Raw genomic sequence first — 23,340 nt, forward strand, 5'->3', positions numbered from 1 at the left:
CGACAATCATGCGTAGTTCGACAATTTTTGCGACAATCATTGCCCTCGCGGCCTCCACTCCCGTGCTCGCCGACGACGTCAAGGTCGGCGTGGGCATCTCCGGATGGACCGGCTTCGCGCCGCTCACGCTGGCGAAGGAGGCCGGGATCTTCAAGAAAAATGGTCTCGACGTGACCATCAAGAAGATCCCGCAGAAGGACCGCCACCTCGCGATCGCCTCCGGCGACGTCCAGTGCGCTGCCACGACCGTCGAGACCTGGATCTCCTGGAACGCCAATGGCGTTGCGACCAAGCAGATCTTCCAGCTCGACAAGAGCTATGGTGCCGACGGCATGGCCGTGCGCAACGATCTCGCATCGATCAAGGACCTCAAGGGCAAGACCGTCGCGGCTTCCGCGCCCGGCACCTCGCCCTATTTCGCGCTGGCCTGGATGCTGAAGAAGAACGGACTCTCGGTGAAGGATGTCACCGTCGTGAACCTCGAGCCCGCGGCCGCCGCGCAGGCCTTCGTCTCCGGCCAGAACGACGCCGCGATGACCTATGAGCCGTATCTGTCGACGGTTCGGGCCGCGCCCGACAAGGGCAAGATCATCGCGACCACGCTCGACTATCCGATGGTCATGGACACCTTTGGCTGCACGCCGAAGTTCCTCACCGAGAACCCGAAGGCCGCCAAGGCGCTCGCCGACAGCTATTTCGAGGCGCTCGACATGATCGCCAAGGATCAGGCCAAGGCCTATGAGATCATGGGTGCCGATGTGAAGCAGACCGGCGAGGCGTTCGGCAACTCGGCAAAATATCTGCGCTGGCAGGACAAGGCCGCGAACCAGAAGTTCTTTGCCGGCGATTTCCTGACCTTCAACAAGGAGGCCGCCGACCTCCTGCTCGAGATCGGCATCATCAAGGCCGCGCCGAAGGTCGAGGACCTCTTCGACGCGAGCTACATCAAGTAAGCCGTTCAGGAGCTGCCGGCCCCGTCTCGCGGCGGGACCGGAAAACTCGTTCACCGCCCGGATAGATCGTTGATGCGTCCCCTGGATCCCGTGACATCGAAGCAGCGCGTGGCTTACGGCCTCGCGTTCTTCGTGCTGTTCGTCGCCCTCTGGTCGTGGGCGACGCTCGGCGGCCATGTGTCGAAGACCTTTCTCGCCAACCCGCTGACCATGATGCAGGAAGGCTATGACCTGCTCGCCAAGCAGGGCTTTATCTACGACATCGGCATGACGATCTGGCGCGTCGTCGGCGGCTTTGCGCTCGCTGCGATCATCGCGGTTCCACTCGGCGTGCTGATGGGCGCCTACAAGCCGGTCGAAGCGTTCCTCGAACCGTTCGTCTCCTTTGCTCGCTATTTGCCCGCCTCGGCCTTTATCCCGCTGCTGATCCTGTGGGCCGGCATCGGCGAATTGCAGAAGCTGCTCGTCATCTTCATCGGCGCGGTGTTCCAGATCATCCTGATGATCGCCGTAACCGTGGGCACCACGCGGCGCGATCTGGTCGAGGCGGCCTATACGCTCGGGGCCAGCGACCGCGGCATCATCCGGCGCGTGCTGCTGCCCTCCTCCGCACCCGAGATCGCGGAGATCCTGCGGCTGGTGCTGGGCTGGGCCTGGACCTATGTCATCGTCGCCGAGCTGATTGGCTCGTCATCGGGCATCGGCCACATGATCACCGACAGCCAGGCGCTGCTCAACACCGGGCAGATCATCTTCGGCATCATCGTGATCGGACTGATCGGTCTCCTCTCGGACTTCATGTTCAAGGCGTTCAACGCCTGGCTGTTTCCGTGGAGGCTCGCATGACCACGCTGAAGATCGAACAGGTCTCGCGAACCTTCCCCGCGCGCCACGGCAACGCGCCGACCAGGGCGCTGGAGCCGACCGATCTCACCATCGGCAACAACGATTTCGTCACCATCCTCGGCCCCTCCGGCTGCGGCAAGTCCACGCTGCTTCGCATCGTCGCCGGTCTCGACCGGCCGACCAGCGGGCGCGTCACGCTCGACGGGCGCGAGGTGACCGGCCCCGGCGCCGATCGCGGCATGGTGTTCCAGTCCTACACGCTGTTTCCGTGGCTGACCGTGCGCGAGAACATCGCCTTCGGCCTGCGCGAGCGCGGCGTGCCCGAGGCGGAGCGCAACAAGATCGCCGATGCCTTCATCCGCCAGGTCGGGCTGTCCGGCTTCGAGAACCACTGGCCGAAGCAGCTCTCCGGCGGCATGCAGCAGCGCACCGCGATCGCCCGCGCGCTCGCCAACGATCCAAAGATCCTGCTGCTCGACGAGCCCTTTGGCGCGCTCGACAACCAGACCCGCGCCTTGATGCAGGAAATGCTGCTCGGGATCTGGGAGCGCGACCAGAAGACCGTGCTGTTCGTCACCCACGACATCGAGGAAGCCATCTTCCTCGGCAGCCGCGTCATCGTGATGAGCGCGCGCCCCGGCCGCATCAAGGCCGAAATCAATGTGGACCTGCCGCATCCGCGCTCCTACAAGATCAAGACCACGCCCGAATTCGTCCAGCTGAAGGAACGGCTGGTCGAGGAGATCCGCACCGAGGCGTTGAAGGTTGCCGAACATGCCTGACACCAAGCCGCGTGCCGATGGGCAACGCGTTCTCGCCGATCTCAATACGCTCCGTGCCATCGGCGCCTACAAGACCGGCGTGCACAAGCCGACCTTCTCCGAGCCGCACAAGCAGTCGCTCGACTGGCTCGTGCAGAAGCTGCCTGACGCCGGCCTCACCACCGCGATCGACGGCATCGGCAATGTGTTCGGCACCAGCGCGAAGCAGGGGCCGAAGCTGCTGGCGGGCTCGCACCTGGAGAGCCAGAACTACGCCGGCTGGCTCGATGGCCCGCTCGGCGTCGTCTATGCGCTCGAAGCGGCCCGCGTGCTCAATGCCGACCCGTCCGTGAAGGGTGCGGTCGAAATTGCCGCCTGGTGCGACGAGGAAGGACACTTTGGGCACTTCCTCGGCTCGCGCTCCTATGTCGGACAGGTGACCGAGGCCGACATCGATGCCGCCCGCGACCGCACCAGCGGCCGCACCATGCGCGACGCACTCGCCGACATGGGGCTCTCGGGCCGCGCGCGCGTCGCCGCCGAGCCGGGACGCCACATCGGATATCTGGAGGCGCATATCGAGCAGGGCGACACGCTCGAAAGCGGCAAGCTCGCGATCGGCGTGGTGACCTCCATCGTCGGCATCTGGCAGTACCAGATCAATTTCGTCGGCGAGCAGAACCATGCCGGCACCACCCGCATGGCGGCGCGGAAAGATGCCGGCCTCGCGCTGGCCAAGTTCTGCGTCGCGATCGACGAGCGGTTCCCAGGGGCCTGCGGCCCGCGCACGGTCTGGACCACCGGCCGCATCACGCTCGATCCCGGCGCGCCGAGCATCATCCCGGGCAAGGCCGAATTGCTGTTCCAGATCCGCGACGACGATCCGGCGGTGATCTCGCGGCTGGAGCAACTGCTGCGGACCATGGCTGACGAGGCCACCGCGAAAGGCCCTTGCGCCGTCACCGTGGAGAAGCTGCGCACCGGCGCGCCCGCGATGATGAACGCCGGCTTCCAGGACGCCATCGAAGCCGCGAGCAAGGCCCTTGCCAGCGGACGATCCATTCGCATGCCCAGCGGCGCCGGCCACGACGCGCAGTTGCTCGCGACCGTCATGCCCGCGGCCATGCTGTTCGTGCCGTCGATCGGCGGCATCAGCCACCACTGGACCGAGAACACCGCCGACGCCGACATCGTCACGGGCGCGCAGGTCTTCGTCGACGCCTGCCGGCGGCTCCTCGGTGGCTAGAACGACGTGCCGCCGCATCTGAACTCCTGGACGATGTCGTACTTGCCCTTCGTGATCGGCACGGCATAGCCGAAGCGCAGCGTTCAACCACACCCGCCTCTCGAATGCTGGGTCGCCCGCCTTCGCGGGCGATGACAGCGCGTGTTGCAGACACACCTTCGCATCCTCGCAGCGAATTTCGCCCGAGCTTTGCTTCGTCGTTCCACCCTCGAAGCCAAGAGGGCGCAGGGAAGGCCGGGTGCTGACCTCGCACCCGCGGTCCGCTGCGCGAAAGGTAGCGCAAGGAAACCGCACAGCAGCATACAGGTGGTGCCAATCACTCGGCCTTCCCTGCGCAGTGGTTGGACGGCCTATGCCGTGCTCTCCCGGGAGCCGAGTTCCTTCTGGCCTCCCTCACGCTTGCAAAAGTCACCAGCACCGCGCCGGTTGACGCGACTGCCGCATTCGCAAAGCACTTGACCGTAGCAACGACGGCCAGGACCACACGGTTTTGCCGTACGCACGGCCCGCCATTTCGCCGCAGTTTTTCCAGCCCTGTCGACGGAGCCGGAAACTTACAGACGAGACGAACCTGACAGCGCCGCTCATCCGGCACGAAGCTTTGGGCTCACGGAGAGCAATCCGCCCTTGCCCGCACTTCTCGCGCCCGACGCTGTCGCGTCCACCGCAAGCCCGGCTCGCGACAGTGACGACACAAGATCGCCCCTCTTGATGAGCCGGGATGGAAGACACATACGCCATTTCCGAATTTCGGTAAAGTGGAATATTCTTGCAAGCGCGGCTTGACACCGACGCAGCTCGGAATGACCCGGTGTTTTGCCCGACGGCCGGGCCCGGCGGCGCGCTTACGAATATCGTCCCGAACGCAACACGCTTCGGAACCCAGGTTGACGTCGCGCCGTTCTTGAGCACTATCTGCGACAATTCGAGCACGCCTCGGACATAAAGGCGCGGCAATCTCAGGGCTTGTCGATCCGCCCCGCCCTGCTTCCCCGGAGTTCCCATGCATTCTGCCGACCGGCCGGCAACGCGCCTCGCGACGCGGCTCGCCTTTCTCGTCGCGGGCTTCGGCATCGCGTGCTGGGCGCCGCTGGTGCCGTTCGCAAAGACGCGGCTCGGCGTCGATGACGGCGTTCTTGGATTGCTCCTGCTCAGCCTCGGCATCGGCTCGGTCGTCGCGATGCTTCTGACCGGAGTCATGAGCGCGCGCTACGGCAGCAAGCCGATCATCATTGCGGGCGGGCTCGGTCTGGCGCTGGTGCTGCCCCTGCTGGCGATCGCAAGCTCGCCGGCAACGCTGGCGCTGGCCCTGTTCGCCTTCGGCGCCGCGCTCGGCTCCATCGACGTCGCCATGAACATTCATGCGGTCGAGGTGGAGCGCGACGCGGGCCGCCCGCTGATGTCCGGCTTCCACGCGCTGTTCAGCATCGGCGGCTTCGCGGGATCCGCCTTGATGACTGCGCTGCTCTCGTTGCAACTCGGCGCGCTCGCCTGCACGCTGATCTGCTCCGTGCTGATGCTGGTCGCGATGCTGGCGGCCTGGCCGCGCCTGCTTCGTTCGGTGCAGGTGCAGGACGGACCGCTCTTCGTGCTGCCGCATGGCTCCGTGCTCCTGCTGGCGCTGCTCGCCGCCATCACTTTCCTCGTCGAGGGCGCGATGCTCGATTGGGGCGCGCTGCTCGTCATCGGCGCCGGCCTCGTCTCGGAGACGCAAGGCGGGATCGGCTACATCGTGTTCTCGATCGCGATGACCGCGGGGCGGCTCGGCGGCGACGCCGTCGTCGCACGCATCGGGGATCGCGCGACATTGTTCTGGGGCAGCATCATTGCGATCGCGGGCTTCGTAGTCCTGCTCAGGGCGCCCGTAGCGGCGGTCGCCATCGGCGGCTTCCTGCTGATCGGCCTCGGTGCATCGAACCTCGTGCCGGTGCTGTTCCGCCGGGCGGCCAGGCAGACCGTGATGCCCACGGGGCTCGCCGTCGCCGCCATCACGACCGCAGGCTACGCGGGCATCCTCATCGGTCCCGCCGGCGTCGGCTTCGTCGCACGGCTTGGCGGATTGCCGACAGCGTTCTGGCTGCTGGCCGCGCTGATGTGTCTCGTCGCGCTGTCGGCGCGCATGGTCACGGCGGAGGGCCGGCAGACGTCGCGCGTGGAGGCCTGAGCGGCCTCACAAATTGCTCAGCCCGATCGACTTGATCACGGGCGCCAGGCTTGCCGTCGTCACGTCGATGATGCGCTGGAATTTGTCGGGACTCGAATCGATGTCGGGCTCGATGCCCTGGGCACGGTAGTTTGCCTGCATCGCCGGATCGGCCATCGCGACCAGCGTCGCCTGTGCGATCCGGTCGATGATCGCATCGTCGGTGTGCCTGGGTGCGAAGATGCCGAACCAGCCCTCATAGCGGAGATCCGGCATGCCGGATTCGACCGCGGTCGGAATCTCCGGCGCGCCGCTCAACCGCTTTTCGCTGGTGACCGCCAGCAGCCTGACCTTCCCGGCCCCGCCCAGTTGCTTCAACTGGTCGGACATGACGCCGATGACGAGCGATATCTGGCCACCAGCGAGGTCGTTGGTCGCCTGCGAAATGCCCCGATACGGCACGTGGACGATGTCCAGCGCGCCGGCCTGCTGCTTGAAGGATTCGCCGACCAGATGGTTGCCAGTGCCGATGCCTGGTGTCCCGTAGGACAGTTTTCCCGGATTGTCCCTAGCGTAGGCGATCAGCTCACGCAGATCCGCGGCAGGCACCGACGGATGGACCGCGAAAACCAGCGCGGTGCTGATCAAGCGATAGATGGCGCGAAAATCGTCGACGGAATAGCCGGGATTTTTCGAGGTCAGGGGAATGATGACCTGCGTGCTGCCATTGCCGAGCAGCAGCGAATAGCCGTCGGGCTCCTCGCGCGCGACCGTCGCAGCCCCGATCGCGCCGCCCGCACCGCCGATATATTCCACGAAGGTCGGCCCAAGCAGCGATGACATCTTGTCCACCCAGGGACGCCCGATCTGGTCCCCCGCTCCGCCGGCTCCATACGGAAGCACGAGGCGAATGGGACGAGACGGATAGTCAGCGGTTTGTCCGCTGCGCGGGATCGCCGCCAGCGCCGCTGCGCCCGATAGCGCATGGACGAATCGTCGCCGCGAGAAGGAAGCCATGTTCGAATTCCGGAAGTCGGTGGTCACTGTCGAGGCGGGACCGGCTCCCGAACGATCCAGTCTCAGCAATCTGCTACCGCCGTCAATGCGCCATCCGGGTGAGGGCACCGGTGTCATCGCCTTGTCATGTCACCATAACCCTTTACTTCTTAAGGGTTATTTCGGCGGACCGACCGATCGAAGCCATGCGCGCAGGGCTACCAGCTCTGCCCACTGCTTTCGGCCAGTTTACTGTACGCCTCGTTCTGATAGACCAAAAAGTAATACATTTTGACTCCCGTTGCGGGGGCAATGGCGCGTGCCAGATCGTACCGAAGACTCGGCCATTTCTTTTGGGCCATTTCGACTATTTCCGAAGTCGCGGCTCTTGGAGAAGGAGGGCTCGCCGCTTCACGTCGGCGGCCGCGCGCTCGATATTCTGATCTTCCTCGCCGAGCGCCCCGGCGAAGTCATCGACAAGAGAGAGCTGGTCAAGCGCATCTGGGCCGACGTCAATGTCGACGAGGGCAGCCTGCGTTTCCACGTCGCGGCACTGCGCAAGGCGCTGGGCGATACCGGCAAGTCGGCCCGTTATGTCGTCAATGTGCCCGGCCGCGGCTACTGCTTTGTCGCCTCGCTCGCTCACGCGGCCCCGCCGGCCGCTCAGCCCGCCGTGAATATCGCACCTCCCCGTTCCCTTCCCTCTCCGCTGTCGAAAATGGTCGGACGGGAGGAGATCGTCGAGAAGATATCGAACGGGCTTTCGCTGCATCGCTTCATGACGGTGGTCGGCCCCGGCGGCATCGGCAAGACTGCCGTCGCCGTCACCGTCGGGCATCGCAGATCGGCGGATTTCGGCGGGCGCGTATTCTTCGTCGACTTCGGTCCACTGAGGGATGCCAGCCACATCGCGACCACCATCGCCTCCGCACTGGGACTGACCATCAGCGCGGAGGATCCGACGCCGGCCCTGCTGACATTTCTGAAGACCGGCCCAGCCCTGCTGATCTTCGACAGCTGCGAGCATGTGCTGGATGCGTTGGCACCGCTCGTCGAGCGCATCGTTCGCGACGCACCGCAGCTTCGCGTTCTCGCTACCAGCCGCGAGTCGTTCCGGAGCGACGGCGAACGGATTTTCCGCCTGTTCCCGCTGGATTGCCCGCCGGAGCGCGAGGACCTGGGTGTCGCCGAGGTCCTCGCTTACCCCGCGGCCCAGCTCTTCGTCGAGCGCATTGCGCAGAGCTCGGGTCCGTTCCAGCTCAGTGCGGAAGAGGCGCCGCTCGTCGCGAGCATTTGCCGGCGCCTCGATGGCATTGCGCTCGCAATCGAGCTCGCGGCCGGCCGTGTCAATGCGTACGGCATTGCCGGCACGGCGTCGCTGCTCGACAGCCGCTTCTCGTTGCAGTGGCGGGGTCGGCGCACCGCCGTGCCACGACACCAGACGCTCGCCGCGGCGCTCGACTGGAGCTACGATCTGCTACCTCCCGCCGAGAGTGCCACGCTGCGACGCCTGTCGGTCTTTGCCGGGCCCTTCGCGCCGGAGGCGGCTGCCGCGGTGGCTGCCGGCGACGGCCTCGGCACGTCCGAAACGCTGGAGGCGATCGACAGTCTCGTCACCAAATCGCTGATCTCGCCATCCGGCTCGCGAACGCTGCGCTACCGCCTGCTCGACACCACGCGCACCTATGCGCATGGAAAGCTGAACGAGCTCGGCGAGACCAGTCAGTTCGCGCGCCGTCATGGAGAGCATTTTCGCGACTTCTTCGAGCGCGCGGAGGCCGATACATCGACGCCGCTGCCGGAATGGCTGAGCATCTATGGCGCGGAGCTGGACAATGTGCGCGCCGCATTGAACTGGGCCTTCGGGCCCGACGGTGACGCTGCACTCGGGATCGCGCTGACGGCGGCTGCCGTCACGCTGTGGGTCCGCCTGTCCCTGTTCGCCGAATGCCGCGAGCGCGCCAAGACGGCGCTCACCGCGCTCGGCGACAGCGGCGACGATCGCATTCGCATGCAACTCCTGTCGGCGCTCGGCTGGTCGCTGATGTATGGCGAGGGCCGCGCCCGCGAGGCGCGTCCGATCCTCGAGACGACCCTGGAGCTGGCTGACAGGCTCGACGACAAGGACTTCCGGCTGCGCGCACTCTGGGGCTTGTGCATCGACCAGTTCAACAACGGACAGTTCGGCAAGGCCCGTGCGCTCGCCGACCGGTTTGCGAATGCAGCGGCGAACTCGTCGGACAGGACCGATCTCATGCTGGGCGACCGGCTGATGGCGGTGGCGCTGCATTATCTCGGCGATCAGAACGACGCACGGCTCCGCATCGAGCGCGTGAACGCGTCGCTGCATGTGCTGGCGGAGAAGCCGAAGATCTTCCCGCTCGACCTCAGGATATCGACGCAATATTTCCGGGCCCGCATCCTGTGGCTTCAGGGCCTCGCCGATCAGGCCCAGGCGCTCGCCGCCCGAAACATCGAGGAAGGTCGCGCCAACGGCCACGCGCTGACTTTCTGCAGCGTGCTGGGGCAAGCCGCCTGCCCGATCGCCTTCTGGTCCGGCGATTTCGAGGCCGCGGAGCGCCACGGCGCCGAGCTGCTCGAACACACCGAGCGCCACGCCATCCGGCTGTGGGGCCTGTGGGCACGGGCCTTCAACGCGGCGGTCGTCGTAAGGCGTGGCGATGTCGCGACCGGCCTGCCGCTGCTGCGCGAAGAGCTCAATCGCGCCGGCGATGCGCGTTTCCTGCCGCGCTTTCTTCCGCTGCTCGGCGAACTCGCCGCGTGTTCCGGCGAGGCCCACCAGGTCGACCGTGGCCTCGACGTGATCGAGGACGTCCTGACCCGCTGCAACGACCGGCAGGAGCTGTGGTATCTGCCGGAACTGACGCGCATCAAGGGCGAATTGTTGCTCAAGAGCCCGCGGCATGCGGGGGACGCCGAGGCGCGCTTTCGCGAGGCCATGGAGATTGCCAACCAGCAGGGCGCGCGATTCTGGGAGCTGCGCGGTGCGATCAGCCTCGCGCGGTTCATGATCGGAGCCGGCCAGAATGCAGAGGCCCTGGCAATTCTCGAACGTGCATGCGGGGCGTTCAGCGAGGGCGCCGGCATCGCCGATATCCGCAGCGCACGCGATTTGATCGCGCAACTCCGGACTTGACGAGGCCGGCCGAAGGCCTGCGGCCTTCGTACCACGCCGCTCGCGTCATCCTGCCCGCGGAATAAAGCCGGGCACGCCGGTCTCGACCACGGTGTTGAAGCGGACATTCGTCGTGATGTGGTCCCGCATCTCCCGCATGGCGTCTTCAGACAGCGTCGAAATATCGAAGTTCTCCGCGATCCGCCGAGGATTGGTCGACGTCGTCAGGAAAGCCGTGCCGCGCTGGACGGCCCAGGCCAGGGCGACTTGAGCCGGCGTCTTGTGCAGGCGTTCCGCGATGGCGGTGATCACGGGGTCAGCGAGGAGGTTCGGCTTCATGGCGTGTCCCAGCGCGGCAAACGCCTGCAGGACAATTCCATGCTCCCGACAGAAGTCGAGCAGCTCCCATTCGGGCAGGTAGGGATGCGATTCGACCTGCACCATGGCAGGCCTGATCCGCGCGACCTCGACGATCTCGCGCAGCTTCTCCAAGGTGATGTCCGACAGCCCGATCGACTTGCAGTGCCCGTCGTCGACGAGGCGCTCCAGCGCCCCCCATGTCTCCGCCAACGTCACGCCTGAATCGTAGATCACATGGCCGCTCGCATCCCTCGGGTCCTGCTCGTCGCCGGGTTGAAAGGCGAAGGGCGTATGGATGATGTAGCAATCGATCTCGTCGAGTTGCAGCCGCCGGCGACTGGCGTCGAAGGCGGGCCTGACCCGCTCCGGCCGATGATTGGTGTTCCACAGCTTCGTCGTAACGAACAGGTCCTGACGCCGAAGCGTGCCCGCCTTGAATGCGTCCTGTAGCGCGTCGCCGACGGCCGCTTCGTTGCGATAGCGCTCGGCACAATCGAGATGTCGAAATCCGGCCTCCAATGCAGCCCTGGTCGCCTGCCTCGTCACGAGCGGATCGGGAATGAGCGTGCCAAATCCGACTGCGGGAATCGTCACGGACTCGTGCGTGGGAATTCTGATGTAACGAAGTGAATCGGAGGTCGTCATGGTGATACTCCTTGTTGACTGCTGGCCGCGCGATGCGGACGAAGCGATCGAGGTTGCGGACACATTTCACGACTCTCCGGCGTTAGCCGACGGGACGCGGCTTACGAAGAAAGAACACCAGCGGGATCACGACGAGCATGGCGAACATCAGGATCTCGAACTGATCGATGACCGCGACCGTGGCCGCCTGGCGCGTGACCATGCCGTTGAGGGCGGCAAGGCCCGGCTTCCCGATCGGGCCCGTGACAATCGCCGCGACACGATAAGGCGTGAGATGCTTGGCGAGCGCGATATGCACGGCCTGGGTATTGGCATAGAAGAAGAGCTGGACCACCGCGATGCCGATGGTGCTGCCGTAAAGGCGCGACAGGTTGATCAGCGCACTGCCTTCAGGGCGAAGCTTCGGATCGAGCGTTCCGAACGCGGCCCTCACCAGCGCCGGCAACAACATGCCGAGACCAGCGCCCTGGAGGAAACCTGCTTCGACGACCGGACGCCAATCCATCGCCGGCGAATAGCCGAGCATCAGCCAGTTGGCATAGACCACCAGCGCCATGCCCCCCATGAGGAACGGCCGGTAGTCGACCTGTCCCGGAACCAGGCTGGTCAGCACCAGCGCGCCCACCAGCGCCACGCCGCGTGGAATGCTCATGTAGCCGGTGGTGTCGACAGGGTAGTTGAGCAACTCCTCCAGCATCGGGGACGTCAGCGCCAATGTCGGCAGTAGGACGAAGCCGAGCGCGACGGAGATCACCGTCGAGAGGACGAGATTGCGATCCCTGAACAGCGCCGTGCGGAGAAAATGCTCCTTCTTCGTCAGAACGTGCACAATGAAGAGATAGAATCCCAGGACCGAGGCAATCGCTTCGACCCAGATCTCCGTCGAGGCGAACCATTCGAGGCGCTCGCCGCGATCCAGCAGCATCTGCAGCCCGATCATGCCGGCGGAGAAGGTCGTCAGGCCGAAGACATCGAAGGGCTGGCTCCGCTCTGCCCGCTTCTCGCCCAGCAACAGGGCCATCGTCAGGGCGATGAAGGCCGTCATGGGCAGGCTGACATAGAAGATCGACGGCCAGCCGTAATATTCGCTGAGCCAGCCACCAAGAGCGGGACCGGTGCTGATGCCGAGCAGCGAGCAGACCGTCAATGCCAGGCCCATGCGCGCTTGTCGCGCCGCCGGCGTCGCCTCGAGCAGAATCGCCAATGAGAGCGGCGCAAGTGGTCCGCTCGCCGCGCCCTGGAGAATCCGCGCCAGCACGAACTGGATCGACGTCGTCGCCAGCGTGTCGAGGACAAGACCAAGCGTGAAGACGGCAAGGGCTGCCTGATAGACCGCCTTGCGGCCGTAGCGTCCCGCGAGCCATTGCGTGATCGACATGGTCACGGCGCTTGCAGCGATATACGAGGAGAACACCCAGCCGACCTCGTCATTGGCCATCGAGAGCGTGGCCTGGATGTGCGGCAGCGCAGCGTTCGGGATCGAAATGTTGACGGCCTGCATATAGGTCGCCATCAGGGCGGCCGCCGAGATTGCATGATGACCGCCGGTCGCGGTCGATGGGAGGGGCGTACTCATTTGACCTCCGTCGCGAGCGCAGGCTGGAGCAGATGCAGCCAGTTGCGACGATGGCCGGTGTCGACCCGCGCCGTCACGCTGATGCCGGAGAACAGTGGCCGGGCCGAATCGGGATCGTCGAGCTCGAGGCGCACCGGCAGCCGCTGGACGACCTTGACCCAATTCCCGGTCGCATTCTCCGGTGGCAGGATCGAGAAGTCCGACCCGGTGCCGGGACTCATGCTGACGATATGCGCCTTGAATTTTCGATCCGGATAGGCGTCGACGTCGATCGTCGCCTCCTGGCCCGGCCGCATGTGGGTCAGGCCCGTCTCACGAAAATTCGCCTCGATCCAGACGTCCCGGCTCGACATCAGCGAGAATGTGGGCGCGCCTGCGTTGACGAAACCGCCGATCTGCAGATCGTCGACCTTGGTCACGATACCGTCGTCGGGTGCCTTCACGGTGGCGTAGGAGAGATCGAGCCGCGCGCGATCGAGCTGCGCCCTCGCCGCGCGGACTGTCGGATGGCGGTCGACATCGATGTCGGGGTCGCCGTTGAGCGCGACGACCGTATTAGCGACCTGCTGTTCGATCGACGCCATCCGATGGCGCGCGACCTTGAGATCGGTCTCGGCCCGCTCGTAGACCGCGCGCGGCGTGAAGTCGGAGGCGACCAGCATCCTCTTGCGGTCGAACTCGCGCTCGTCGAAAGAGGCCGAGTCCTTCGCCGATTGCAGCTCCGCCTGCTGCTGGCGGTAGGTCGCCTTGAGGGAGTCGATCTGGAGCCGCGCGCTGCCGAGCCGGGCCTCGGCCTGATCGACGGCGATCTGGTAGGGCTCCGGGTCAATTCGAAACAGCACCTGGCCCTGCCGGACGCGCTCGTTGTCGCGCACGGCGATCTCGACCGCCTGGCCGGACACCCGCGCGTTGATGGTGACTTTCGCGGCGCGCACGAACGCATCGTCGGTCGAGACAAATTGTTCCTGCGCCAGATACATGAAGGCGCCAAACACGGCGGCCGCGGCGGGCACCACGAGCATCAGGGGCCGGCGCAGCCGCCTGGCAAGATCCGCTCCGAACAACGGCGCAGCAGCCTCGCTCCCGCGGAAGCTGCGATCGCCCAGCCAGCCGGCGATTGGCGCAAAGTTCCAACCCATCGTCCTCGTCCTTATCTCATTTACTAACGTTCGTTACAAATATTGTACCCCGATGCGGCGATCAAGCCGCGCGGCCATTGATTTTTATAACGATCCATACAAATATATGTGTGGAACATGGCAACCAGGTTCGGACGACATGGCACGGAAAAAGAGCGAGACGGGGCCGGCGCGCCGGGGACGGCCACCCGCCTACGACACTGAGACGGCCCTCAAGCGGGCCACGGAGACGTTCTGGAGGACGGGCTATTCCGGCACGTCCCTGGACAAGGTCGCGGCCGCGACCGGCATGAGTCCACCGAGCCTCTACGCGGTGTTCGGCAACAAGCACGCGCTCTATCTCGAGGCGTTGGCGCGCTATTGGGAGATCAGCCTTGCGGCAACGCGTGAGGCTCTCGCAGGGGACCATCCCTTAGACGAAGCGCTGATGCTGGCCTATGACGCGGCGCTGTCGATCTACTTTTCCGGCAAGGGATCAGCGCGCGGCTGCTTCGTGGTCGGAACCGCGGTGACCGAAGTCGCCGAGGATGCGGCGATCCGGAGCAGCGTTGCGACGGGACTGCGCGCGATCGATGCCGATTTCGAGGCCCGCTTCCGCCTGGCGCAGGACAAGGGCGAGCTGGATCGCGAGGCCGATCCGGCTGCACTTGCGATCCTCGCCGCCGCCACGATGCAGACGATCGCCATCCGCGCCCGCGCCGGCGCACGCCGCGCCGATCTGAGGGAGATTGCCCGCAAGGCGGTGGCCGTGATCTGCCGACGCCAGCCGGAGGCGTATTGAGCCGCGAGGAACTCTCGTGATCGTACGATGAGGGGAGTTCACACATTTGCACTCCTCGTCAAAGGCCCTCGGCGGCCTTACGCGACAATCCGTTTAGCCTCCCACGGCGGCCGCACGCCGCGGCAGCTTCCAGTCGGGCCGGATGAAGTGGCAGGTGTAGCCATCGGGATAGCGCTCGAGATAATCCTGATGCTCCGGCTCGGCTTCCCAGAACTCCGCTGCGGGCGCAACCTCGGTCACCACCTTGCCGGGCCAGAGACCTGACGCCTCGACATCGGCGATGGTGTCTTCCGCGACTCTCTTCTGCTCGTCACTCGTATAGAAGATTGCCGAGCGGTAACTCGTGCCCAGATCATTGCCCTGGCGATTGAGCGTGGTGGGATCGTGGATCTGGAAGAAGAACTCCAGCATGGTCCGGAAGCTCGTCTTGGCGGGATTGAAGATGATCTCGATCCCCTCGGCGTGGCCCTCGTGATTGCGATAGGTGGCGTTCTTCACATGCCCGCCGGTGTAACCGACACGTGTGGAGATCACCCCCGGTTGCCTGCGGATCAGATCCTGCATGCCCCAGAAGCAGCCTCCGGCCAAAACTGCGCGCTCTGTCGTCATCTCATGCTCCATTGGTTTCGTCGAGATAGTCAGCGCTTCTCCGCTGCCGGATGCAAGCGCGGGTCATCATGGTCATCGTGATATTCGAGGCCCAGCGGCCCGATGGCGGAGACCTGTGTGACGTATTCGCCGGACTTCGCCCAGTGAAAATGCCAGGTCTCGCCGGGCAGCACGATGACGCTGCCCGGCGGATAGGCTTTCACCTGGTCGCCATCAAAACGCTCGCCGAGGCCGATGTAGAACACACCCGACATGACCGTGTAGATGCGATCCTCCGGATGCTTGTGCGGCATCAGTTTTGTGCCCCCGGGCACCTTCACCCGGACCACGTAAGGTCCGGGTTCGCTGGGATGGCCGACCATCACGGCCAGCCGCGCGCCCGGCGGGAACGCAGGGAACGGTTGCCAAGCGATCTCCTCGGGCAAGATCGCCCGGAACCTGTCTTCATCCGGCTGATGCTGGCGAGGCGGATCTTGGCGAGACAGATCTTGGCGAGGCAGATCTTGGCTAGGCATGGCACCGCTCCCTGTGTTCGATCAGGTCAATTTGGCGTCGAGCGTGATCGCGGCGTTGAGCACCTTCGACACCGGACAGTTCTTCTCGGCCTCGCCGGCGATCTTGGCGAAACCTGCATCGTCAAGGTTCGGCACCTTGGCGCGAAGCGTCAGTGCCGACTTGCTGATCTTGAAGCCTTTGCCTTCCGGCTCGAGCGTGATGGCGGCCTCCGTCGACAGCTCGTCCGGCGTGAAGCCGGCGAGCTGAAGGCCGAAGGCCAGTGCCATGGTAAAGCAACCGGCATGGGCCGCGGCGATCAACTCCTCGGGATTGGTGCCCTTCTCGTTCTCGAAGCGGGTCTTGAACGAATAGGGCGTCCCGGCGAGCACGCCGGATTCGCTTGAGAGATGGCCGGTGCCGTCGCGACCGGTGCCCTTCCAGACTGCTGTTGCCTTGCGGATCATCTCAATTCTCCTTGTTGGTTTTCAGGTTGGTTTTTAGCACCGGCGCTCGGTAGCGGAGGAAAGCGACATTGGCACGACCGCCTGTCACCCCTCCAACCGGCCGAACGCCACAGCGGTTCCGTTAGCCGCTGATTTGACCCACATGGAAGCCGAGCCGGTTCTCGACGTCGCCGGCGCGGTGGAAGCCGCGCGCCATCAGCGCCTTGATGCGGGTCTGGCTGGCGGGACGGCCGAGCGCGGCCAGGAACGCGTCCCACTCCGGCTTGATCTCGTCATCCGGCGGCAGGCTCGCAACATCGACGAGACGCTTGGTCTCGGCGATGGCCTCCTTGTCGAACGACGCGATGCGCATGGCGAGCGCCTCGACGAAGCCGTCGAGCTCCGCATCCGGCAGCGAACGGTTCACGTAGCCGTAACGCTCGGCGAGATCGCCGTGGATGTCATCGGCACCGAGCAACACTTCGAGCGCACGGCCTCGGCCCATCAACCGCGGCAACCGGGCCATCGGCCCGCCGCCGGGCACGAGTCCCGCGCCGACCTCCCATTGCGACAGGATCGCCTTCTCGCGGCTGGCAAAGCGCATGTCGCTCGCCAGCGCGAGCTCGCTGCCGACCCCGGTCGCACGGCCCCGGATCGAGGCAATGGAGACGACCGGCGCGCGGCTGAGGCGCACCAGCATGTCGGGCAGCGCCTGAAGGCCGGTCGGCCCGGGCGGAACGCGAAGCGAGTCCTCAAGCGGCGCCAGGAAGTCGTAATGCGTGATGAAGAAGCCTTCGACGGCGCTGTCGAATACGACGACCTTCACGTCCGGATCGGTCTCAATCGCGGTGATGATGTCGTTGAGCAGCGGAAGGTGCTTTGGACCGAAGATGTTCACCGGCGGCATCTCGAAGGTGACACGCCAGTATGTCGGCAGGCGGCGCTCCAGGCGAATGTCCTCGGTAGTGAAGATCTGTACGGGGCGGTTCATTGTTGGCACTCCTGACATGTGTGTTCGGAAAAGGGACGCACGGCAGCGCGCGTCCCCTGCTCGGTTCAGATCGACTGGCGCAGCGGGCGGAAGGCGGTGCGCATTTCCGCAGAGAACAGCGCGGGCTGCTCCCAGGCCGCGAAGTGGCCGCCCTTGTCGAGGCGGTTGTAGTGCATCAGCTTCGGATAGGCCTTCTCGGCCCAGCTGCGCGGCGCGGCATAGATCTCGTCAGGGAAGACGCTGACGGCGACCGGGATCTTGATGTGCTTGGGCGCGAAGAACACCAGCTTGTTCTCCCAGTAGAGCCGCGCCGACGACACCGCGGTGTTGGTGAGCCAGTAGAGCGTGATGTTGTCGATCACGTCGTCCCGTGACAGGCCTTCGGTCTTGCCGTCGAACACCCGCGCAATCATCGCAGCACTGCGTGCGTCGTGATCAAGCATCCAGGACGCAAGGCCGGCCGGCGAGTCGACCAGGCCATAGAGCGTCTGCGGCCGGTTCGACATCTCGATCGCATAGCCGAGGCCGTGCTTGTAGAAATCGTCGAGCTGGTCGTAGGCAATGCGCTCGTCGGCCGAGAGGTTTGACGGCCGCGTCCCGCCGGGCTGAAGCGCCTTGGCGATGTCGTCGGGAACGGTGGCGGGCATGTTGGTGTGAATGCCGAGCAGTTCCGGCGGTGCGATCACCGCCATCTGCTCCGTGACGGCATTGCCCCAATCGCCGCCCTGCGCCACGTAGCGGTTGTAGCCGAGGCGCTTCATCAGCACGATCCAGGCACGCGCGATGCGCTGGGGATCCCAGCCGAGCTCCGTCGGCTTGCCGGAGAAGCCGTGGCCGGGAAGCGAGGGGATCACCAGGTCGAATGCATCCGCAGCCTTCGCGCCATGCGCGGTGGGATCGGTGAGCGGGCCGACGATCTTCATCTGCTCGATGATCGAGCCGGGCCAGCCATGCGTGACGACCATCGGCAGCGCATTCTCGTGGCGGGAGCGGATGTGAATGAAGTGGATGTCGACGCCGTCGATCTCGGTGACGAATTGCGGCAAGGCGTTCAGCCGCGCTTCCATCTTCCGCCAGTCGTAGTCGTTCTGCCAGTACCGCACGAGCTGCTGAAGCGTGGTGAGCTGCACGCCCTGTGATTGGTCAGCGACAATCTCGCGATCGGGCCAGCGTGTCGCCGCGAGGCGGCGGCGGAGGTCAAGCAGATCTTCCTCGGGCACGCTGACGCGGAACGGGCGGATGGGGCCGCTTGCAGCGGCCTTTGCCGGATGCAGCGGCAGCAGGCTCGCCACGCTGGCGGCAACCGCGGTCATTGCGGCCTGGCTCAGCAATTGACGGCGGTCGGGATTGAGAATGTCGGCTCGTGCTTGCGTTGTCATGGCAGATCTCCCCTGCTTTGGTCGGTGACGCCAACCGAATTCGAAATCGACGCGTCGTTTCGTCGTGAAGAGAGATTGGCGCAGGTCCTGGCAATTAGCTCGTTATCGGTTGTTAGGCCGCGTTAGCCGTTGCGAGTCCGCGGGATGCAAGAGAGCGAGCGACGATGACGATACGCGCGATGCAGAAGCAACACGGCGCGCGACGAGTTCAATCGGCGCGCGCCCTGGCTGTGAATTCAGGAGATAGGTTCATTACAACTCAGGAGGGCAGCGGTTGACCGGCCTGCTCGCGGACGATGTAGTCGGCGTACCAATCCGCCCAGTTCTCGTCGTGTCCGCCGATGCGCTTCTCGTGCTCACCATGCGCGACAGCGGCACGTCGCAGGGTTGCGGCCAGATCGGCCGTTGAGGCAAACGTCGTGCCGTCACCAGCGATGCGTCCAGGCAGTCGCGTCGTGACCTCCTGGAACAGCCAGCCATTACCGTCGGGATCGCTGAACGAGGCAAACGAGCTGTAGCTGCCGCGCTTCGGGTCAGCACCGCTGACCCGGACGCTGCCGAACAGATACGGCTCGTCCGGACCGGCGTGAACGTCGCCCGCACCATGGAATGGTGCGCTCACCGCGATGCCACGGTCGAGCAGATCCTGTCGCGCCGCCGCCAGATCGGAGACGATCAGGTACAGCCCGCGCGCCGAACCGGGCGCTGCCGGTGTGACGTTCTTGCCGAAGATCACCGAACAGGCCGAACCCGGCGGCGTGAACTGGACCACGCGCCATTCGTCACCTGAGGCAAAATCGGCGTCCAATCGCCAGCCGAGGCGCGTGTAGAACGCCTTGGCGCGGTCGACATCCGACACGGGGATCACGACGATCTCAAGCTTCAGATCAACGCCACGCGATGTCGAAGATGTGTTCGGAGACCCGGCCGCGGCGTCGCGGTCGATTTCGGTAGTGGCCATGTCGAACTCCCTGAGTTGAAATTGAAGCGAGATTCAAGCGGCAGTGGGCATCACGATCGTCACACGTGTGCCGCCCTGGCTCGCCTCGCCCTGCAACCGCGCGTCGATACTGCGTGCGAGCCCTTCAAGGATACGGCTGCCGGTGCCCTGAAGCGGACCGGTCGCGCCGATGCCGTTGTCAGCCACTGTGCAGAGCCAGGCGCCGTCGCGGTTGGTAATTTCGATGCGGATCAGCGCATCGTTCTTGTTCGGGAAGGCATGTTTGGCGGCATTCGTGACCAGCTCTGTCAGCATCAACGCCAGCCGATGACACTGCGATGCCGGCAGCGCCCCGCTCTCGATCGCTGCCTCGCAGCGGATGCCGGCCGGTTCCAGCACTGCCTCGGAGAGCGCCTCGCACAGGTTTTCGAAGAAGGCCTCGACGGAGACGGCGGACAGACTGTCGATGTCGGACAAGAGCTGATAGAGCCTGCCGAACGCGACAATGCGCTGCTCGAACCGGTCCACCGCGCCCGACATGTCCCTAGTGCCCGGCCGCGAGAAGTCGCGGCGGACTGACGCACCCAGCAGCGTCAGCGTGTTCTTCATCCGATGGTGGGATTCCCGCAGCACGAGTTCCCAATCACGCGACTGATCATCAAGGCTGGCAATGTGCTGAGATCGAACGAAATGGTCGCTCGTCTCCAAGCCGATAGCGGACATGATAGCCTCCCCGTTGGATCTAGGACCTAACTCGAAGCGTATACTGGATGCACCGCGCGCGTTTTGCTCGTTAGACGTTGCAAGATTTTGTTATGATCGGCGGCACAAGTTGGCGGCCAGACCGTCCTCTCGACGGTCAAGCACGCTGACGGGTCGTCCCGATCGCTTCCCAAGCCGCTCGCGTTTAAGCGAAATTTGTCACGCATCATCCCGGTGCGGCCGAATGACTTGCCGCGCGATTTCGCCACTTTCGACCAGTTTACTCATAACCTCGTTCTGCTAGATCAGGATGCGGACAACAGCCCCTTCACTGGATTCATTGGCGCGTGGTGGACACTAACGACCAGGATGCGGCGATTTCCTTCGGGCCATTCCGGCTGTACGCAAGGTCGCGCCTGCTCGAGAAGGACGGCGCTCCGCTTCACCTCGGCGGCCGCGCACTCGACATCCTCATTTTTCTCGTCGAGCGCGCCGGCGAGGTCATCGACAAGCGTGAGTTGATCAAGCGCGTCTGGGCCGACGTGACGGTCGACGAGGGCAGCCTGCGCTTCCACATCACGACGCTACGCAAGGCCTTGGGGGATGCCGGCGAAGGCTCCCGCTATGTCGTCAACGTGCCCGGCCGTGGCTATTGCTTCGCGAGCCCGCTGGTCCGGTCCGAATCGCCGGAGAAGCGGACAGGCCCGGCCGTCCCGTCGCCTCACATACTCCCGCCGCCGCTTGCCAGGATGATCGGACGAGCCGACGCGGTCGAGCGGATTTCCACCGAGCTTGCGCAGCATCGCTTCGTGACAATTGTCGGCCCCGGCGGGATTGGCAAGACTTCCGTCGCGCTCGCCGTCGCGCATCGCGAGCTCGAGGCCTTCGAGGGTCAGGTCAACTTCGTTGATTTCGGCGCGCTGACGGATGCCAGGCTCGTTCCAAGCACCATCGCCGCCACGCTCGGCCTGACCGTCAATTCCGAGGACCCGATGCCGGGCCTGCTGACGGTGCTGCGCAACCGCCGGATGCTGCTGATCTTCGACAGCTGTGAGCACATCATCGACGAGCTCGCGCCCCTGGCCGAGCACATCGTCCAGGAGGCGCCCGAGCTGCACATTCTCGCCACCAGCCGCGAATCCTTTCGCACCGAAGGCGAACGCGTCCACCGGTTGTTTCCGCTGGACTGCCCGCCCCAGCGCGACGGGCTCGGCATCGCCGACATCCTTGCCTATCCCGCAAGCCAGCTCTTCGTAGAACGCATTGCCGAGAGCCTGGGCGAATTCGAACTGAGCGAGGAGGATGCACCGCTTGTCGCCGAGATCTGCCGGCGACTGGACGGCATCGCGCTCGCGATCGAGCTCGCCGCCGGACGCGTGAACGCCTATGGCATTGCCGGGACCGCCTCGCTGCTCGACAGCCGCTTTTCGCTGCTGTGGCGGGGACGCCGCACAGCGATCCCGCGGCACCAGACCCTGAGCGCCGCGCTCGCCTGGAGCTATGATCTGTTGCCGGCAGCCGAGAGTGCGACGCTGCGCGGTTTGTCGGTGTTCGTCGGGCCATTCACGATGGAGGCCGCGCTCGCCGTTGCGTTCAGCCAGGGCATCAGCGAGCCCGAGGCGGTCGAGGCGATCTCGAACCTGCTCTCCAAATCGCTGATCGCAACCTCACCTGCGGAGCGGCGGCTGCGCTATCGTCTGCTCGACACCACCCGCACCTTCGTCGGCGCGAAGCTCGTCGAGAACGGCGAAGCGCCCCGTGTCGCGCGCGCTCACGCCGAATATTTCCGCGACTTCCTGCGCGACATCGCGCTCAAATCCACGGGCATGCAGACCGCAGGCGGCTTCCTTCCCTATGCCGACCACTTGCCCAATGTCAGGGCCGCGCTGACCTGGAGCTTTTCGGATAGCGCCGACCGGACGATCGGCGTGGATCTGGCGGCTTCGGCGGCCCAGTTTTTCCTCGAACTGACATTGCTGACGGAGTGCTATCGCTGGACGAAGCAGGCGCTTGTCTCTCTCGATACGAATTCGATCGACCGCCGCCAGGAGATGACGTTGCAGGCTGCGCTCGGCGTCTCCGTGATGTTCACACAGGGCAATACCGAGGCGGTCCGGTCGGCGTTCACACGCAGTCTTCAGCTTGCGCGGGATCTCGAGGATCTGCACTGGCAGCTCTGGCTGCTGCGCGGCTTGCACATCTACCTGACCAGGGTCGGGGATTTTCACGGCGCGCTCGGCACCGGCGAGCAGGGCGAGAGCGTTGCGCGCAAGCTGAATGATCCGGCCGCCGCGCTGAACGTGGAATGGATGCTGGGCGTCGCGCACCATCTGATCGGCAATCAGGACAAGGCTGTGCAGTTCTGCGAGAGCGCGATGGTGCACAATCCCGGCTCGCAGCGGCTGAACATCGGGCATCTCGGTTATGACGACCGCATCGTCGCGCTGGTCGCGCTGGCGCGCGGGCTCTGGCTCACCGGGCGGCCCGATCGCGCGATCGAGGCGGCGAGATACACCGTTCACGAGGCGGAACTGCTCGAACAACCCCTCACCCTCGGCATCTCCCTGATCTGGACGATCTACGTATTCCTCTGGGTCGGCGACTGGGCCAATGCCGAAATCCTGATCGAGCGGCTGATCGACCATTCGGCGCGGCACTTCCTCGGTCCCTATCACGCCGTCGGCATCGGCCAGAAGGGCGAGCTCATGCTTCGCCGCGGCGACACCGCCGGCGGGATCGAGCATCTTCGCCGGAGCCAGGCCACGCTGTACGCGACGCGGCACCGGATCATGACGACGGTGTTTGCGACGGCGCTGGCGGAGGGCCTCGTGGCGGAGAACCAGCCGGACGAGGCCCTGCGCACGATCAATGATGCCATTGCGCAGATTCCAGATCATGGCGAATCCTTCGACATGCCGGAGATGCTCCGGGTCAAGGGCGACATCCTCGTCCGGTCGGGAAACACCGCGGAGGCCGAGCGCTGCTTCCGGAAATCGCTCGATCTGTCGCGCCGGCAGTGCGCGCTCGGCTGGGAGCTGCGGGGGGCGATCAGCCTCGGCCGGGTCTGGCGCCAGGCCGGACAAGCGGGCGAAGCACGCGCTCTGCTCGCCCCGCTCGTCGCGCGATACCAAGAAGGCCTCCAAACCCGCGATCTCGTGGCCGCCAGGGAGCTCCTGAGCGCGCTGAATTGACAGTATCT

19 protein-coding genes are annotated in these 23,340 nt (G+C 65.0%); 8 read left to right on the forward strand and 11 right to left on the reverse strand.

Going from position 1 to position 23,340, the window contains the following annotated elements; all coding sequences use genetic code 11:
• Positions 1–8: 8 nt before the first annotated feature.
• From ABIA90_RS35280 to ABIA90_RS35300, 5 genes are all read left to right on the forward strand, one after another.
• Positions 9–953, forward strand: coding sequence for an ABC transporter substrate-binding protein (locus tag ABIA90_RS35280; RefSeq protein ID WP_354120344.1), 945 nt, complete (start codon positions 9–11; stop codon positions 951–953).
• Positions 954–1,025: 72 nt separating this feature from the next.
• Entirely contained in the window at positions 1,026–1,799 is a 774-nt protein-coding gene (locus tag ABIA90_RS35285; RefSeq protein WP_354120496.1) for an ABC transporter permease, read from the forward strand.
• Complete coding sequence (locus tag ABIA90_RS35290) at positions 1,796–2,581, forward strand: ABC transporter ATP-binding protein (RefSeq protein ID WP_282524335.1); 786 nt, start codon at positions 1,796–1,798, stop codon at positions 2,579–2,581. The genes ABIA90_RS35285 and ABIA90_RS35290 overlap by 4 nt, the downstream gene beginning before the upstream one ends.
• The gene (locus ABIA90_RS35295; RefSeq protein WP_354120343.1) at positions 2,574–3,806 is read left to right on the forward strand and encodes a Zn-dependent hydrolase; all 1,233 of its coding nucleotides are present in this window, start codon (positions 2,574–2,576) and stop codon (positions 3,804–3,806) included. The genes ABIA90_RS35290 and ABIA90_RS35295 overlap by 8 nt, the downstream gene beginning before the upstream one ends.
• A gap of 1,003 nt (positions 3,807–4,809) precedes the next feature.
• A complete protein-coding gene (locus ABIA90_RS35300; protein ID WP_354120342.1) occupies positions 4,810–5,970 on the forward strand; it encodes an MFS transporter in 1,161 nt (386 codons plus the stop codon).
• A 6-nt stretch (positions 5,971–5,976) separates the two neighbouring features.
• Here ABIA90_RS35300 and ABIA90_RS35305 read toward each other — a convergent pair whose 3' ends face one another.
• Positions 5,977–6,966, reverse strand: a complete 990-nt coding sequence (locus tag ABIA90_RS35305; protein WP_354120341.1) for a Bug family tripartite tricarboxylate transporter substrate binding protein — start codon at positions 6,964–6,966, stop codon at positions 5,977–5,979.
• 298 nt (positions 6,967–7,264) lie between these two features.
• Between ABIA90_RS35305 and ABIA90_RS35310 the strand changes: the two genes are divergently transcribed.
• On the forward strand, positions 7,265–10,102 hold the full coding sequence (locus ABIA90_RS35310) for an ATP-binding protein (RefSeq protein WP_354120340.1): 2,838 nt from the start codon (positions 7,265–7,267) through the stop codon (positions 10,100–10,102).
• Between the two features lie 45 nt (positions 10,103–10,147).
• On the opposite strand, the gene ABIA90_RS35315 is transcribed toward ABIA90_RS35310, so the two are convergent.
• The 3 genes from ABIA90_RS35315 to ABIA90_RS35325 form a co-directional block, all read right to left on the reverse strand.
• Complete coding sequence (locus tag ABIA90_RS35315; RefSeq protein ID WP_354120339.1) at positions 10,148–11,086, reverse strand: aldo/keto reductase; 939 nt, start codon at positions 11,084–11,086, stop codon at positions 10,148–10,150.
• Between the two features lie 82 nt (positions 11,087–11,168).
• Positions 11,169–12,662, reverse strand: coding sequence for an MDR family MFS transporter (locus ABIA90_RS35320; protein ID WP_354120338.1), 1,494 nt, complete (start codon positions 12,660–12,662; stop codon positions 11,169–11,171).
• Positions 12,659–13,801, reverse strand: a complete 1,143-nt coding sequence (locus ABIA90_RS35325) for an HlyD family secretion protein (protein WP_354120337.1) — start codon at positions 13,799–13,801, stop codon at positions 12,659–12,661. The genes ABIA90_RS35320 and ABIA90_RS35325 overlap by 4 nt, the downstream gene beginning before the upstream one ends.
• 139 nt (positions 13,802–13,940) lie before the next feature.
• On the opposite strand from ABIA90_RS35325, the gene ABIA90_RS35330 reads away from it, so the two are divergent.
• Complete coding sequence (locus tag ABIA90_RS35330; protein WP_354120336.1) at positions 13,941–14,582, forward strand: TetR/AcrR family transcriptional regulator; 642 nt, start codon at positions 13,941–13,943, stop codon at positions 14,580–14,582.
• A 93-nt stretch (positions 14,583–14,675) separates the two neighbouring features.
• Here the strand turns inward: ABIA90_RS35330 and msrA are convergent, their stop codons facing one another.
• The 7 genes from msrA to ABIA90_RS35365 all read right to left on the reverse strand — a co-directional run bounded on the left by msrA (position 14,676) and on the right by ABIA90_RS35365 (position 20,162).
• Complete coding sequence (gene msrA, locus ABIA90_RS35335) at positions 14,676–15,191, reverse strand: peptide-methionine (S)-S-oxide reductase MsrA (RefSeq protein WP_071917299.1); 516 nt, start codon at positions 15,189–15,191, stop codon at positions 14,676–14,678.
• A 29-nt stretch (positions 15,192–15,220) separates the two neighbouring features.
• On the reverse strand, positions 15,221–15,616 hold the full coding sequence (locus ABIA90_RS35340) for a cupin domain-containing protein (RefSeq protein ID WP_354120335.1): 396 nt from the start codon (positions 15,614–15,616) through the stop codon (positions 15,221–15,223).
• 111 nt (positions 15,617–15,727) lie between these two features.
• Positions 15,728–16,150, reverse strand: coding sequence for an OsmC family protein (locus ABIA90_RS35345; RefSeq protein ID WP_014493564.1), 423 nt, complete (start codon positions 16,148–16,150; stop codon positions 15,728–15,730).
• A 121-nt stretch (positions 16,151–16,271) separates the two neighbouring features.
• Entirely contained in the window at positions 16,272–17,120 is an 849-nt protein-coding gene (locus ABIA90_RS35350) for an enoyl-CoA hydratase/isomerase family protein (protein WP_354120334.1), read from the reverse strand.
• Between the two features lie 65 nt (positions 17,121–17,185).
• A complete protein-coding gene (locus ABIA90_RS35355) occupies positions 17,186–18,499 on the reverse strand; it encodes an epoxide hydrolase family protein (protein WP_354115766.1) in 1,314 nt (437 codons plus the stop codon).
• A 259-nt stretch (positions 18,500–18,758) separates the two neighbouring features.
• Positions 18,759–19,460 carry a VOC family protein gene (locus ABIA90_RS35360; RefSeq protein ID WP_354120333.1) on the reverse strand — a complete coding sequence of 234 codons (702 nt, stop codon included), beginning with the start codon at positions 19,458–19,460 and terminating at the stop codon, positions 18,759–18,761.
• Between the two features lie 33 nt (positions 19,461–19,493).
• Positions 19,494–20,162 carry a sensor histidine kinase gene (locus ABIA90_RS35365; RefSeq protein WP_354120332.1) on the reverse strand — a complete coding sequence of 223 codons (669 nt, stop codon included), beginning with the start codon at positions 20,160–20,162 and terminating at the stop codon, positions 19,494–19,496.
• Between the two features lie 326 nt (positions 20,163–20,488).
• Between ABIA90_RS35365 and ABIA90_RS35370 the strand changes: the two genes are divergently transcribed.
• Positions 20,489–23,332, forward strand: coding sequence for an ATP-binding protein (locus ABIA90_RS35370; RefSeq protein ID WP_354120331.1), 2,844 nt, complete (start codon positions 20,489–20,491; stop codon positions 23,330–23,332).
• Positions 23,333–23,340: the final 8 nt, after the last annotated feature.

The sequence above is a fragment of the Bradyrhizobium sp. LA6.8 genome (assembly GCF_040547935.1).
Classification (GTDB): Bacteria; Pseudomonadota; Alphaproteobacteria; order Rhizobiales; family Xanthobacteraceae; genus Bradyrhizobium; species Bradyrhizobium barranii.